Consider the following 14,425-nt stretch of genomic DNA (forward strand, 5'->3'; position numbering starts at 1 on the left):
GCTTCAGCCACGGTAATAACGTTGAGCCACAAAGGGTGTGCGTACCACCTGCATCGGCACCCGCTTGCCTCGCACCAAGGCGAAGACTTCGGTTTCCAACGCTGCGTGCGCACTGTGCACGTACCCCATCGCCAACGGCCCGCCCAGGCTGGGGCCGAAACCGCCGCTGGTGACACGGCCGATTTCCTGGTCGTTGGCATCGACGATCAGCGCCCCTTCGCGCACCGGTACACGCGCTTTGGGCATCAGGCCCACCCGTTTACTGGCCACGCCCTCGCGTTGCTGGGCAAAGAGGCGTTCGGCCCCCGGAAAACCGCCGGCCCGCACGCCCTCGGCACGTCGAGCCTTGGATATCGCCCAGGTCAGGCTGGCCTCGATCGGTGTGCTGCGCGCATCCATGTCATGGCCGTATAGGCACAGCCCGGCCTCCAGGCGCAGCGAATCGCGGGCACCCAGGCCGATGGCCTCGACCTCGGGCTCGGCCAGCAGCGTGCGGGCGAGCATTGCCGCCGCCTCGGCCGGCACCGAGATCTCGAAGCCATCCTCACCGGTATAACCCGAGCGGCTGACGTAGCAGTCAACACCCAGCAGCTTCACACGGGCGAACTGCATGAAGGTCATGGCGCCGACCTGGGACGCCAGGCGGCCCAGCACCTTGGCCGCCGCAGGCCCCTGCAGGGCCAGCAAGGCGTGGCTTTCGAACAGCGATTCGACCTCGCACTGCCCTTCCAGATGCTGCTTGAGGTGCAGCAGGTCCTGGTCCTTGCAGCCAGCGTTGACCACCAGCAACAGTTCGCCACCGCCCAGGTTGGCCACCATCAGGTCGTCGAGGATGCCGCCGTCGTCGTTGGTGAACAGCGCATAACGCTGCATGCCCACCGGCAGGTCGAGGATGTCGACCGGCACCAGCGCCTCCAGTGCCTTGGCAGCGCCGGCGCCGCGCAGGCGAATCTGCCCCATGTGCGAAACGTCGAACAGGCCGGCCTGCTCACGGGTATGCAGGTGCTCCTTGAGCACCCCCAGCGGGTATTGCACCGGCATGGCGTAGCCGGCAAAGGGCACCATGCGCGCGCCGAGTTTCAGGTGCAGGTCATGCAGTGGCGTTTGTTTGAGTTGTTCTGTGGACATGAACGATTCCCCGTAGTCGATTCAGGCGCGATAGACCGGATATTCCGCGCACAGCCTGGCCACCGACGCGGCAACTTGGGCCTCGACATCGGCATCGCCAAGGTGGTCGAGGATGTCGCAGACCCAGCCGGCCAGGGCCACGCATTCGGCCACCTTGAAGCCACGGGTGGTGACCGCCGGGGTGCCGATACGCAGGCCCGAGGTCACGAACGGCGACTGCGGGTCGTTGGGCACGGCGTTTTTGTTGACGGTGATGTGCGCGCGGCTCAAGGCGGCGTCGGCATCTTTACCGGTGAGGCCCTGGCGGATCAGGCTGACCAGGAACAGGTGGTTGTCAGTGCCGCCGGAAACCACGTCGTAACCGCGGTCGATGAACACCTGGGCCATGGCCTGGGCGTTTTCGATCACTTGTTGCTGGTAGGCCTTGAAGCCTGGCTCCAGCGCTTCCTTGAAGCACACGGCCTTGGCGGCGATGACGTGCATCAGCGGGCCACCCTGGGCGCCGGGGAACACGGCAGCGTTGAGCTTCTTCTCGATCTCTGGGTTGGACTTGGCCAGGATCAAACCGCCACGTGGGCCGCGCAGGGTCTTGTGGGTGGTGGTGGTGACCACGTCGGCGAACGGGATCGGGTTCGGGTACAGGCCCGCAGCAACCAGGCCGGCAACGTGGGCCATGTCGACGAACAGCAGCGCACCGACCTTGTCGGCGATGGCGCGGAAGCGTGGGAAGTCGAGGGTCTTGGAGTAGGCCGAGAAGCCGGCGACGATCATTTTCGGCGTGTGCTCGACCGCCAGGCGCTCGACTTCGTCGTAGTCGATCAGGCCGGTCTTGGTGTCGATGCCGTATTGAACCGCGTTGTACAGCTTGCCCGAGGACGACACTTTGGCGCCGTGGGTCAGGTGGCCGCCGTGGGCCAGGCTCATGCCCAGGAGGGTGTCACCGGCCTGCAGCAGGGCCAGGTACACCGCGCCGTTGGCGGAAGAGCCGGAGTGCGGCTGGACGTTGGCGTAGTCAGCACCGAACAGCTGCTTGGCGCGCTCGATGGCCAACTGTTCAACCACATCGACATGCTCACACCCCCCGTAGTAACGCTTGCCTGGGTAGCCTTCGGCGTACTTGTTGGTCAGCTCAGTGCCCTGGGCCTGCATCACTTGCGGGCTGGTGTAGTTTTCCGAGGCGATCAGCTCGATGTGGTCTTCCTGGCGTTGTACTTCGCGGCTGATGGCCTCCTGCAGCGCAGGGTCGAAGTCGGACAGGGTGAGGCTTTTATGGAACATGTGGGTGCTTCCTTATTGTTGGGGGCAGGCAAGGCCCGGACGGGGTCCGGGCATGGGCAGTCAGGCGTCTTGGTAGACCGACATGGGCGGGCAGGCACAGGCCAGGTTGCGGTCACCGTAGACGTTGTCCACGCGCCCCACCGGCGGCCAGTACTTGTTCTCGCGCAGCGTTTGCAACGGGTACACCGCCAGCTCCCGGCCGTAGCGATGGGGCCATTCGCCCACCAGTTCGCTGGCGGTGTGTGGGGCGTTTTTCAGCGGGTTGTCGAGCGCGTCGAAGGTGCCATTTTCCACGGCGCGGATTTCCTCGCGGATGCAGATCATCGCCTCGCAGAAGCGGTCCAGCTCTTCCTTGGACTCGCTCTCGGTCGGCTCGACCATCAGCGTGCCAGCCACCGGGAACGACATGGTCGGGGCATGGAAGCCGAAATCGATCAGGCGCTTGGCCACGTCCTCGACGCTGATGCCGCTGCTGTCCTTGAGCGGGCGCAGGTCGAGGATGCACTCGTGGGCGACCAGGCCGTTCTCGCCGGTGTACAGCACCGGGTAGTACTCCTCCAGGCGCCGGGCAATGTAGTTGGCACTCAAAATCGCCAGCTGCGAGGCACGCTTGAGCCCTTCGCCACCCATCATGCGGATGTACATCCAGGTAATCGGCAGGATGCTCGCACTGCCATAAGGCGCTGCGCAGACGGCACCTTGTTTATGTTCCAGGTGCGCGTGGCCAGGCAGGAACGGCGCCAGGTGCGCCTTGACCCCGATCGGGCCGACACCGGGGCCACCACCGCCGTGGGGGATGCAGAAGGTTTTGTGCAGGTTGAGGTGCGACACGTCGCCGCCGAACTTGCCCGGGGCGCAGAGACCGACCATGGCGTTCATGTTGGCACCGTCCAGGTACACCTGGCCGCCGTGCGCATGGATGATGTCGCAGATGCGGGTGATGCCCTCTTCGAACACGCCGTGGGTCGAGGGATAGGTGATCATCAGCGCGGCCAGTTGCGCCCGGTGCTGCTCGGCCTTGGCTTGCAGGTCGGCCACATCGACGTTGCCGCGCTCATCGCAATTGACCACCACCACGCGCAGGCCGGCCATCTGCGCCGTGGCCGGGTTGGTGCCGTGGGCGGACGACGGGATCAGGCAAACATCACGGCCCGCTTCGCCACGGCTGGCGTGGTAGGCGCGGATGGCCAGCAGGCCTGCGTATTCCCCTTGCGAGCCGGCGTTGGGCTGCAACGACATCGCGTCATAACCGGTGGCCTCGCAGAGCATCGCCTGCAGTTCGTCCGTCAGTTGCCGATAGCCGAGCGACTGTTCGGCCGGGGCGAACGGGTGCAGGTTGGCGAACTCGGGCCAGGTGATCGGGATCATCTCGCTGGCGGCGTTGAGCTTCATGGTGCACGAGCCCAGCGCGATCATGGTGCGGTCCAGCGCCAGGTCCTTGTCGGCCAAGCTGCGCAGGTAGCGCATCAGTGCTGTTTCAGAATGGTAGCGGTTGAACACCGGGTGCTGCAGGAACGGGGTTTCGCGCAGCAGCTGCACTGGCAAGCAATCGCCACAGCCCTCTGCCAGGGCGACGAAGGCCGGAAGCGACTGGCCCGGGGCGGCGAACACCTGCCACAAGGCCTCGACACTGGCCTGCTCGCAGGTTTCATCCAGTGACAGGCCGACCCGCTGGGCGTCGATCGGGCGCAGGTTCAGGCCGGCCCCTTGGGCGGCGGCCAGCACATCGGCCGCAGGCCTGGCAGTGACCACGCTGACGGTATCGAAGAAGTGCGCTTGCTCCACTGCGTGCCCGAGCTGCAGCAGCCCTTGCACCAGCACTGCCGTTAACCGGTGCACACGCTGGGCGATCTGCGCCAGGCCTTGAGGGCCGTGGTACACCGCGTACATGCTGGCGATGTTGGCCAGCAGCACCTGCGCGGTGCAGATGTTGCTGGTCGCTTTCTCGCGGCGGATGTGTTGCTCGCGGGTCTGCATGGCCAGGCGCAGCGCCGGCTTGCCAAAGCGGTCGATGGAGACACCGACCAGGCGGCCGGGCATGTCGCGTTTGAACGCATCGCGCGTGGCGAAGTACGCCGCGTGCGGGCCGCCAAAGCCCAGCGGCACGCCAAAGCGCTGGGCGCTGCCCAGCACCACATCGGCATCGAACTCGCCCGGCGGGGTCAGCAGGGTCAGCGCCAGCAGGTCCGCGGCCACCGCCACCAAAGCGCCGACGGCATGGGCGCGTTGCACCAGGGCGCCGTGGTCGGCGATAGCGCCAGTGCTGGCCGGGTACTGCAGCAACAGGCCGAAGTAGGCCTCAAGGCCCTGGCCTTCCAGTGCCGCTTCATCACCGATGACCACCTCGATACCCAGCGGCTGGGCACGGGTGCGCAGCACGTCGAGGGTTTGCGGGTGGCAGTGGCGGGAGGCGAAAAAGGCCGGTGCCTTGCTCTTTGCCAGGCGCTTGCAGAAGGTCATGGCTTCGGCCGCAGCGGTGGCCTCGTCGAGCAAGGAGGCGTTGGCGATCTGCATGCCGGTGAGGTCGCAGACCAAGGTCTGGAAATTGAGCAGTGCTTCCAGGCGGCCTTGGGAAATCTCTGGTTGATACGGCGTGTAGGCGGTGTACCAGGCTGGGTTTTCCAGCAGGTTGCGCAAGATCGGCGTCGGCGTGTGGCACGGGTAGTAGCCTTGGCCGATATGGTTGCGAAACAGCTGGTTCTTCGCGGCGATGGCCTTGAGCGCAGCCAGGGCCTCGGCCTCGCCCTGCCCTTTGCTCAGTTCAAGCACGCTGGTGCCTTTGATGCTACCTGGGATGACGCTGTCGACCAGGGCCTGCAGGGAGCCATGGCCGGTCAGCGCCAGCATCGCCTCGATATCGTGCTCACGCGGGCCGATGTGGCGGGCGATGAACTCATTATCCGTGGTCAATGGAAACGGTGCGTTGTGCATGTCGATACCCTGGCTCAGGCGTTGTCGGCCAGGAAGCGGTCGTAGCCGTCCTGGTCCATCAAGGTGTCGAGGTCGGCGAGGTTGGCCACCTGGATACGGAAGAACCAGCCATCCTGCATCGGCGAGGCATTGACCAGTTCCGGGTCGTCGGCCAGGGCCTGGTTGACCGCCACCACCGTACCGTTCAGGGGCATGCTGATGTTGCTGGCGGCCTTCACCGACTCCAGCACTGCGACTTCATTGCCCTCGCCGTACTCGCCCGGCTCTGGCAACTGCACGAACACCACGTCCCCCAGCGCCTCCTGGGCATAGGTGGTGATGCCGACGGTCAGTTCGCCAGTCGCTTCCAGACGCAGCCATTCGTGTTCGGGGGTAAAACGCAGCATGCTCATGGATCTTCCTCTCTTGTTATCAGGTAGGTCCCGGTACAGGACTGATAACTACAAGAGCAAGGGCGATGCCAACTTGATTAAATTCTTTTATTTCAATGGCTTGAGATACAAACCGGCGCCAATCCAGTCGGCCCAGATGGAACGAATAAGCTCCAGTGCATCGCCCCGGCAGGCCTGCGTGCCGGGGCGTGCCAATGAACGCGGGGACCTCGCCGAACTGGAGTGCAATCACTCCAATGGAACGTATTGGCACCACGGCGCTACGCCCGGGTGGCAATGCCGTATTTGCGCAAGCGCTGGCCGATGGCCGTGTGCGACGTCTGCAAGCGTGCGGCCAGTTGCCGGGTCGAGGGATAGGTTGCATAGAGCTTTTCCAGCAGGGATTTTTCAAACCCCTGCACGGCCGCTTCCAGGCTGATGATTTCGTGTACGTCGGCCTGCTGGCTGCTCAAGGCGGTGCCGGCCAACTCCAGGTCGTCGCAGTCGATCACCTCCCCTTCGCTGATGGCCGCGGCGCGGAAAATCACGTTCTGCAACTGGCGCACGTTACCCGCCCAGCGGTTGCCCAGCAGCAGCGGATGGGTCGCCAGCGCCAACCGGCAGGGCGAGCGCTGTATCTGCGCGCAGGCCTGGCGCAGGAAGTACTCGGCCAGCAGCAGGATGTCCTTGCCTCGCTCGCGCAAGGGCGGCACCTTGAGGTTGAGCACATTGAGGCGGTAGTACAGGTCTTCGCGAAAGCTGCCTTCGACCACCATGCTTTCGAGGTTGCGGTGAGTGGCACAGACCACCCGCACATTCACCCGCACTTCACCGCCACCGCCGACGCGGCGGAAGCTGCCGTCATTGAGAAAGCGCAACAGCTTGGCCTGCAGGTAAGGCGACATCTCCCCCACTTCATCGAGAAACACCGTGCCGCCATCGCCCAGCTCCAGCAGGCCGGGCTTGCCGCCGCGCTGGGCGCCGGTGAATGCGCCAGCGGCGTAGCCGAACAGCTCGCTCTCGGCCAGGCTCTCGGGCAAGGCGGCGCAGTTGAGGGCCAGGAACGACGCATCGCGCCGGGCACTGAGGGCGTGGCAGGCGCGGGCGACCAACTCCTTGCCGGTGCCCGTCTCGCCCTGGATCAGCAGCGGCGCCTCAAGGCCAGCCACCTTGTGCAGGCGCACCTTGAGCTCCTTCAGCGCCGTGGAATCGCCCAGCAGCCCCTCCAGCCCTTCGGTGTGGTCGTGCAGCAACGACGCCAGGCGCTCGCCGATGCGGCTTGGCGGGTACAGGGTAAGCAGGCCGCCCACCAGGGCATCGGCACCGCCGCTGATGGGCGTGGCTTCCAGCAACAATGCCTGGCCCTGGAACCCGACCTCGCACATGGGCAGGCGAAAGCCCTTGTCGATCAGGGTTTGGGCCAAGTCGGCCTCAGCAAACAGGCGCGACAACGGCTCGCCGGCCGGCTCGCGGCCAATGAGGTTGACCAGGGTGGGGTTGGCCAGCAGCACATGGCCGCCCGGGTCGACCGCCAGCACCGGGTCACTCATCGACGCCAGCAGGGCCTCCAGTTGCAGGCGCCGGCGGTGGCCAGGCAGGAAGTCGACCAACTCGACCGCCTGCACCCCGACCACGCGCAACAGCGCACCGTAGAGCTCGTCCAGCACGGCCTGTGACAGCGCCGGGGCGTCGATGTAGACGTTGGGCGGGATCATTTCCACCGCGTCCAGGTTGAGGTTACGCGCCCCTAGCAGCGCCAGGATTTCCTGGGTGATGCCGACGCGGTCGATGAAGGTGACGTGGATTCTCATCGTGATTCCCTAGTTGGCGAAACGACAACAGGGGGACGGCGCACCCGGCGCTGTCCCCCTGGTTAAAACGTGAAGGCGGCGGTTACTCCGCTTCGAGCGACAACGCGGCGTGCTCCTGTTTTTTCTGGCGAATGGACCGGTAGGACAGGCCCAGCACGGCAAACCACACAGGCACAGCGAACAACGCCATGCGGGTGTCCGCCTCCAGGGCCAGCAGGCCGAGGATGAAAGCGAAGAACGCCAAGCAGACCCAGCACATGATCGTGCCGCCCGGCATCTTGTATTTCGACGCACGGTGCAGGTGGTCACGCTGTTTGCGGTACGCCAGGTAAGACAGCAGGATGATCGACCAGACGAACATGAACAGCAGGGCCGACACCGTGGTAATCAGCGTGAACGCGTCGAGCATGTTCGGTACCAGGTAGATCACCAGGGCGCCAGCGGTCAGGCAAATACAGGAGAAGATCAGGCCGTTGGAGGGCACTGCACGGCGTGACAACGCGCTGAACCGGCCCGGTGCATCACCCTCCACCGCCAGGCCATAGAGCATGCGGCTGGTCGAGAACACGCCACTGTTGGCCGAAGACGCCGCAGACGTCAGTACCACGAAGTTGATGATCCCCGCTGCAGCAGGCAGCCCGGCCAGCACGAACAGTTCGACGAAGGGGCTCTTGTTGGCCACCACTTCTCGCCACGGGGTCACGGCCATGATGGCAATCAACGCCAACACGTAGAAGACGATGATGCGCAGCGGGATGGAGTTGATGGCCCGTGGCAGGTTGCGTTCCGGGTTCTTGGTTTCGGCCGCAGTGGTGCCGACCAGTTCGATGCCGACGAAGGCGAACACCGCAATTTGGAAGCCGGCGAAGAAGCCCATGGCGCCGTGGGGGAACATCCCGTCGTCGTTCCACAGGTTGGCCAGCGAGGCGACGTTACCGGTCGGCGACTGATAGGCTGCCGCCACCATGTACACCCCGGTGCAGACCAAGGCGCAGATGGCCACGATCTTGATCATGGCGAACCAGAATTCCAGTTCACCGAACATCTTCACCGTCATCAGGTTGAGCGACAGCAACACACCGACGCAGGCCAGTGCCGGTAACCACAAGGGAATATCCGGGAACCAGAACTGCGAATAGGCGGCAATGGCAATAACGTCGGCAATACCGGTGACGATCCAACAGAACCAGTAGGTCCACCCGGTAAAGAACCCCGCCCACGGGCCTAACAGGTCCGCCGAAAAGTCGATGAATGACTTGTACTGCAAGTTGGACAACAACAGTTCGCCCATCGCCCGCATGACGAAAAACAGCATGAAGCCGATGATCATGTAGACGAAGATGATCGAAGGCCCAGCCAGGCTGATGGTCTTGCCAGAGCCCATGAACAGGCCCGTGCCAATGGCGCCGCCGATGGCGATCAACTGGATATGGCGGTTGGACAGGTTACGTTTGAGTTCGTGGGTGTCACCCTCAGGCGGACAGTGACCCTGCGGCAGGTTCTTCATTGTTATTTACCTTGCTAGTTTAATTGTTTTTATAACGTCACAAGTTCAACTTTCTAACCGGACATGCGTTGCAACAGCCGGCCGAACGCAAGGGAAAGAGCAAGGACTATGCCAAAGGCTAGAGCCCGCTAAATACGGGGGTCCATGTAGGTATTAACGTTTATTGCTGTAATGAAGCCACTCCAGGCAGTGGCGGTAATGGCGCGGTGTACGACACCGAAGCGTCGTATACCGTGCCCTGCCCTGTGCTGTATCGATATCACTACAATGGAGCGCTATCGGTCCAGGTAAAGCGGTGCGCCCACAACGAACTCTATTTCATGGGTTCAGCCGCGACCCTGTGGGAGCGGGCTTGTCCCGCGAACACCGGCAAAGCCGGTGCCATCCACCGAGTCGCCCCATTCGCGGGGCAAGCCCGCTCCCACAGGGACCGCGTAGGCTCACCCACGCTTGATCACGCACGCACCTCGCGCCGCGGCGCGCGGCTGCGCTGTTGTTCTTCCCACCCGTCAACCAAACCGACCGGCACATCGACCGGTGCCAGCGGCTCACGCCCGCGCACCAGGTCGGCGGCACGCTCGGCCAGCATGATGGTCGGCGCGTTGAGGTTGCCGTTGGGCTCGCTCGGGAACACCGACGAGTCGATTACCCGCAGTCCCTGCAGGCCATGCACACGCAGCGTCGAATCAACCACTGCCATGTCGTCCTCACCCATGCGGCAAGAACCGCACGGGTGCATGGTGCTTTCCATGTTGGCACGCACGAAGGCATCGATCTGCTCATCGGTCTGCACCTGCGGCCCAGGTGCCAGCTCCTCGCCGCGGAAGCGGTCCATGGCCGGCTGGGCGATGATCTCGCGGGTCAGGCGCACGCAGCGGCGGAAGCCCTCGCGGTCCTCCTCGCTTTGCAAGTAATTGAAGCGGATTTCCGGGTGCTGGTAAGGGTCGGCCGACAGGGCCCGCACATGGCCGCGGCTCTTGGGCTTGTTCGGCCCGGTCAGCACCATGAAACCGTGGCCCTTGAACGGTTTGTCACCGTCGTAGCGCATGGCCGCCGGCAGGAAGTGGAACTGGATATCCGGCCAACGCAGCCCCTTGGACGAGCGGATAAAACCACCCGCCTCGAAGTGGTTGCTGGCGCCCAGGCCATCCTTGAACAGCAGCCAACGCAGGCCGATCATCGCCTTGCCCAGCAGGCTCATCTTGCCGTTGAGGGTCACTGCCTCCTTGCACGCGTACTGGATGTAGATTTCCGAGTGGTCCTGCAGGTTTTCGCCCACACCAGGCAGGTCGTGCAGCACCTTGATTCCGGCCTTTTTCAGCACCGCCTCTGGGCCGATACCCGAGCGCTGCAACAGGTGCGGCGAGCCGATCGGGCCGGACGATACCAACACCTCGCGGTTGCAATGCACCGTGTGGGTCTGCCCGCCCTCGTCGTACTCCACGCCCACTGCGCGCTTGCCGTCGAGCAGGATGCGGCGCGTCATGGCGTGAGTCACCACGGTCAGGTTCGGCCGGCTCATCGCCGGACGCAGGTAGGCATTGGCGGTGGACCAGCGCACCCCGTCCTTGACAGTCATGTGCATGGCGCCGAAGCCTTCCTGCATGTAGCCATTGCAGTCGGCGGTCTTGATGTAGCCGGCCTCGGCCCCGGCCTCTACCCAGGCACCGTACAGCGGGTTCTGCATGTTGTTGCCGTTGTTGGTGGCCAGCGGCCCTGCGCCGCCGCGGTAGTCATCGCCACCAAACTTGAAATGCTCGGCGCGCTTGAAGTACGGCAGGCAGTTGCGGTAGCTCCAGTGCTTCGCGCCCAGGCTTTCCCATTCATCGAAGTCGCAGGCATGGCCACGGATGTACACCAGCCCGTTGATCGAGGACGATCCCCCCAGCACCTTGCCCCTCGGGCAGTGCAATCGGCGGCCGTCCAGGTGGGCTTCGGCGGCGGTCTCGTAGCGCCAGTTGTACTTCTTGGTATTCATCGGCAACGAGAACGCACTGGGCATCTGGATGAGCACGCTGCGGTCACTGCCGCCGAACTCCAGCACCAGTACCGAGGTGCCGGCATCTTCGGTCAGGCGGTTGGCCAGGACGCAGCCGGCAGAGCCTGCGCCGATGATGATGTAGTCGTATCGTTTTTTCATTGTTCTAGTCCTGTACGCGAAGGCCTGCGGCCTCGATGTTGCGTTCATTGCCCTTGGGGTAGCCGCCCCAGCCCAGGCGTGTGGCCAGCAGGCGGGTCAGGCCGTAATGCACCAGCCCGGCCAGCAGGCAGGACGGCAGCGAGGCGGTGGCGAAGGTGAAGAAATCGGTATGGGCCAAGGTCTGCGGGTTGAACACCACCACGTAGATGGCAAACCCTGCCACCAGCGCCAGCAGCGCGATGGGGTTGAAGCCTTTGCAGAAGCGCAACGGCGAGCCGCTTTGCTCGGCATACAGATGCCGCAGGTTCAGGCGTTGCTTGCGCAGGAAGAAGTAATCGGCGATGCCGATGCCGGCCAGCGCGCTGTTCAGCGCCGACGTCCACACCAGGAAGATGAAGAAGCCGTCGTAGATACCCGGGAGGCACACCACGATGACCACCGGGATGATGCAGAAGAGCCCGATCAGCATCCCCCAGCCCAGGCTGCGCAAACGCTCCCCGGCCAACTGACGCAGGCCGATGACGGCTGTGTAGAGGATGTTGACCATGCCCGTCAGGTTGGCCAGCGCCAGGAAGCTCAGGGCGATCACGCCGAAGGTCATGCCGCCGGCCAGCCGCATCCAGGCGGTGGGGTCGCTGCTGCCCAGGGTAGTGGCGGCGAACAGGCTGACCGACTCACCCAGCGACGCGGCGCCGAAGATGCCCACCAGGTTGGGCCAGAACGCCGTACGCTGGTTGCTGCACAGGCGCGACAGGTTGCCGATGTAGGGCCACCAGGAGAACCCCGCAGCGATGTTGATTTCTACCGCGATCATGAAGTTGACGTGCGGGTTTTCGAACGGAGGCTGCAAGGGCGGCATGGCCAGCAGTTCGCCGAAACTGTAGCGGCGGGAGATGAAGTACATCAGCGCCAGCATGATCAGAATCAAGCTGGGTGCGATCACCGCGCTGAGGCGGCGGATCATGTCTGGCCCGCGCATGGCCACCAGCGCCGCCAGCACGATGGCCAGCAAGGCCCCAGCGGTCACCAGCCAGTCGTTGCTGTCGGGCTGGCTGTGTTGCACGAGGGTTTCCAGGTTGTCCAGCGCACGCCCGCACATCAGCCCCAGCACCGCCAGCCACCCCATGGTCAGGATCACCACCGAAAGGATATAGACCAGCCGGCTGCCATTGAGGCCAAACATGCTGCGCAGGAAAGTGAACTGCTCGACGCCGTACTTGCCGCACGGCAGGCAGGTGGACGAGGCCGCGAGCACCACGCCGATGATGTTGCCGATGATGATCGCGGCAATGCCTTGCAAGGGCCCGACGAACAGCGCAGTGGCACCGCCGATCAAAAACACCCAGGTGGCCACCGCCAACGCCGAGTTGGCGTAGGCATAACCCCAGAAGCCCCAGACCCGCTCGCCCGGCAGCAAGGGTGTATCGCCGCGTTCGGCGGCCAGGCGAAATTCCTGCTCTCTGGAGCGGCTCATGGCTGGCCCCCCAGGCAATACGCGCCCACCACCATGACCAAGGTCAGCACGGCCAGGGCAACAACATCCGCCGCGCTCAGCGCGCCGGGCCAGTGCGCCCTGCCCTCCAGTTCTTCATAGGCGCGCAGGCGCCGTTCCAGGTCTTGTGCACGCTCGGTATCCACTTGGCTGTTCATTGGCATCACCTCGACGGGTTCTTGTTCTTGAAATTCGATGCGTTAATGTGGCCCCGCGTCGCTCGCCAAACCAGGCGACGCGGGCCAGCCCTGTACCTCAGGGCAAGGTGATCCAGACCGCCTTGGTCTCCAGCAAAAACTCCAGTTGTTCAGCGCCCATGTCCTTGCCATAGCCCGATTGTTTGTAGCCGCCAAACGGCATGGAGGGGTCCAGCGTGCTGTGGGCGTTGACGTAGACGGTGCCAGCGCGCAGGCGCGGGATCAGCCCGTGGACCTTGCCCAGGTCGTTGGAATAGATGGCCGCCGCCAAGCCGTATTCCGAATCGTTGGCCAGCGCCAGGGCCTGCTCCTGGGTATCGAAGGGCAAGGTCACCAGCACCGGGCCGAAGATCTCCTCGCGGACGATGCGCATGTCGTTGTTGCAGTGGGCGAAGATGGTCGGCTGCACGTAGAAGCCCGGGCCTTCGACCGGCTCGCCACCGTAGTACACCTGCGCCCCTTCGGCCTTGCCCAGGGCGATGTATTCCAGTACCCGCTGCTGTTGCTGGCGCGACACCATGGGGCTGATGAAGCAGTCAGGGTCCAGGCCCGGGGCAATCTTCAGCGTGGCCGTATAGCGGGCCAGCGCTTCGAGGAAGGCTGGGTAGACGCTGCGCTCGACATAGGCACGGGTACCGGCATCACACACCTGCCCCGAGTTGAAGAACACACCATTGGCGACCGCCTCGGCCGCCGCGTCAAGGTCGGCATCGGCGAACACGATCACCGGCGACTTGCCGCCCAGTTCCAGGGTCAGGCGTTTCATCTGGTCCATCGCCGCCTTGCCCACCGAGCAGCCCACCGGGGTAGAGCCGGTGAAGCTCAGCTTGTCGATGCCTGAGTGGCTGGACATCGCCGTGCCCACCACGCTGCCGCGACCGGTGACGATGTTCAGCACACCGTCAGGGATGCCCGCCGCCTGCACCAGCTCGGCAAAGCGCAGGGCCGACAGCGACGTCAGCTCCGCCGGCTTGACCACCACGGTGCAGCCGGTAGCCAGCGCCGCGCCGAGCTTCCAGGCCATGGTTTGCAGCGGGAAGTTCCAGGGCACGATGGCCCCCACCACGCCGACCGCTTCCTTGCGGGTATAGGCCAGGTAGTTGCCCGGCAGCGAAGGCTCGACCGTGCGCCCATGAATCTTGCTGGCCCAGCCCGCGAAATAGCGCAGCGTATCGACGGTACCTTGGATGTCCACCGCGCGGGCCTGGGCGACCGACTTGCCCATGTCGATCGACTCGATCTGTGCCAGCTCGTCGGCATTGTCTTCTATGAGGTCGGCCAGGCGATGAATCAGGCGCTCACGTTCCAGGGGCTTGAGCTGGCTCCAGGGGCCGCCATCGAATTGCGCACGGGCGGCACGCACCGCGCGGTCGAGGTCGTCCTGCGTGCCCATCGGGATGCGCGTCAGCACGCCCTCGGTGGACGGTTCGATGACCTCGGCGCTGGCACCGTCACTGGCCTCGAGCCAGGCACCGCCAATGAACATGCGCTGGGGCTTGCAGAGAAAACGCTGGGTGGCCTCGGAAACGCCGAAGGCCTGCAGGTAGGTTTTTACCTTGTTGTCCACGGT

At 64.3% G+C, this 14,425-nt stretch carries 10 protein-coding genes; all 10 read right to left on the bottom strand.

The genetic code is table 11. From position 1 onward, the window contains the following. Positions 1–3: 3 nt before the first annotated feature. Positions 4–1,128 (bottom strand): glycine cleavage system aminomethyltransferase GcvT, encoded by a 1,125-nt coding sequence (gcvT, locus tag HU764_RS15270; RefSeq protein WP_186682455.1) that lies wholly within the window; start codon positions 1,126–1,128, stop codon positions 4–6. 21 nt (positions 1,129–1,149) lie between these two features. Further along, entirely contained in the window at positions 1,150–2,406 is a 1,257-nt protein-coding gene (glyA, locus tag HU764_RS15275) for a serine hydroxymethyltransferase (RefSeq protein WP_186715074.1), read from the bottom strand. Between the two features lie 60 nt (positions 2,407–2,466). After that, positions 2,467–5,337 carry an aminomethyl-transferring glycine dehydrogenase gene (gene gcvP, locus HU764_RS15280; protein WP_186703412.1) on the bottom strand — a complete coding sequence of 957 codons (2,871 nt, stop codon included), beginning with the start codon at positions 5,335–5,337 and terminating at the stop codon, positions 2,467–2,469. A 14-nt stretch (positions 5,338–5,351) separates the two neighbouring features. Further along, positions 5,352–5,729 (bottom strand): glycine cleavage system protein GcvH, encoded by a 378-nt coding sequence (gene gcvH, locus HU764_RS15285; protein ID WP_027596340.1) that lies wholly within the window; start codon positions 5,727–5,729, stop codon positions 5,352–5,354. 260 nt (positions 5,730–5,989) lie between these two features. Further along, on the bottom strand, positions 5,990–7,519 hold the full coding sequence (locus HU764_RS15290; RefSeq protein WP_027596339.1) for a sigma-54-dependent transcriptional regulator: 1,530 nt from the start codon (positions 7,517–7,519) through the stop codon (positions 5,990–5,992). 82 nt (positions 7,520–7,601) lie between these two features. Beyond that, positions 7,602–9,026, bottom strand: coding sequence for a D-serine/D-alanine/glycine transporter (cycA, locus tag HU764_RS15295; protein WP_186682461.1), 1,425 nt, complete (start codon positions 9,024–9,026; stop codon positions 7,602–7,604). A 454-nt stretch (positions 9,027–9,480) separates the two neighbouring features. Then, positions 9,481–11,166 (bottom strand): choline dehydrogenase, encoded by a 1,686-nt coding sequence (gene betA / locus HU764_RS15300; protein ID WP_186703413.1) that lies wholly within the window; start codon positions 11,164–11,166, stop codon positions 9,481–9,483. Positions 11,167–11,170: 4 nt separating this feature from the next. Further along, a complete protein-coding gene (locus HU764_RS15305) occupies positions 11,171–12,640 on the bottom strand; it encodes a cytosine permease (protein WP_099454485.1) in 1,470 nt (489 codons plus the stop codon). Next, positions 12,637–12,816 (bottom strand): hypothetical protein, encoded by a 180-nt coding sequence (locus HU764_RS15310; RefSeq protein WP_027596335.1) that lies wholly within the window; start codon positions 12,814–12,816, stop codon positions 12,637–12,639. Before HU764_RS15310 ends, HU764_RS15305 begins: the two co-directional genes overlap by 4 nt. Before the next feature lie 97 nt (positions 12,817–12,913). Next, positions 12,914–14,422 carry an aldehyde dehydrogenase family protein gene (locus HU764_RS15315; RefSeq protein WP_186703414.1) on the bottom strand — a complete coding sequence of 503 codons (1,509 nt, stop codon included), beginning with the start codon at positions 14,420–14,422 and terminating at the stop codon, positions 12,914–12,916. Positions 14,423–14,425: the final 3 nt, after the last annotated feature.

Origin of the sequence: Pseudomonas kermanshahensis (genome assembly GCF_014269205.2) — a bacterium.
GTDB classification, from domain to species: Bacteria; Pseudomonadota; Gammaproteobacteria; order Pseudomonadales; family Pseudomonadaceae; genus Aquipseudomonas; species Aquipseudomonas kermanshahensis.

Coding starts and splice junctions, on each gene's coding strand:
- HU764_RS15290 (WP_027596339.1), bottom strand. CDS start 7,519: ATGAGAATCCACGTCACCTTCATCGACCGCGTCGGCATCACCCAGGAA.
- gcvP (WP_186703412.1), bottom strand. CDS start 5,337: ATGCACAACGCACCGTTTCCATTGACCACGGATAATGAGTTCATCGCC.
- HU764_RS15305 (WP_099454485.1), bottom strand. CDS start 12,640: ATGAGCCGCTCCAGAGAGCAGGAATTTCGCCTGGCCGCCGAACGCGGC.
- glyA (WP_186715074.1), bottom strand. CDS start 2,406: ATGTTCCATAAAAGCCTCACCCTGTCCGACTTCGACCCTGCGCTGCAG.
- betA (WP_186703413.1), bottom strand. CDS start 11,166: ATGAAAAAACGATACGACTACATCATCATCGGCGCAGGCTCTGCCGGC.
- gcvT (WP_186682455.1), bottom strand. CDS start 1,128: ATGTCCACAGAACAACTCAAACAAACGCCACTGCATGACCTGCACCTG.
- gcvH (WP_027596340.1), bottom strand. CDS start 5,729: ATGAGCATGCTGCGTTTTACCCCCGAACACGAATGGCTGCGTCTGGAA.
- cycA (WP_186682461.1), bottom strand. CDS start 9,026: ATGAAGAACCTGCCGCAGGGTCACTGTCCGCCTGAGGGTGACACCCAC.
- HU764_RS15310 (WP_027596335.1), bottom strand. CDS start 12,816: ATGAACAGCCAAGTGGATACCGAGCGTGCACAAGACCTGGAACGGCGC.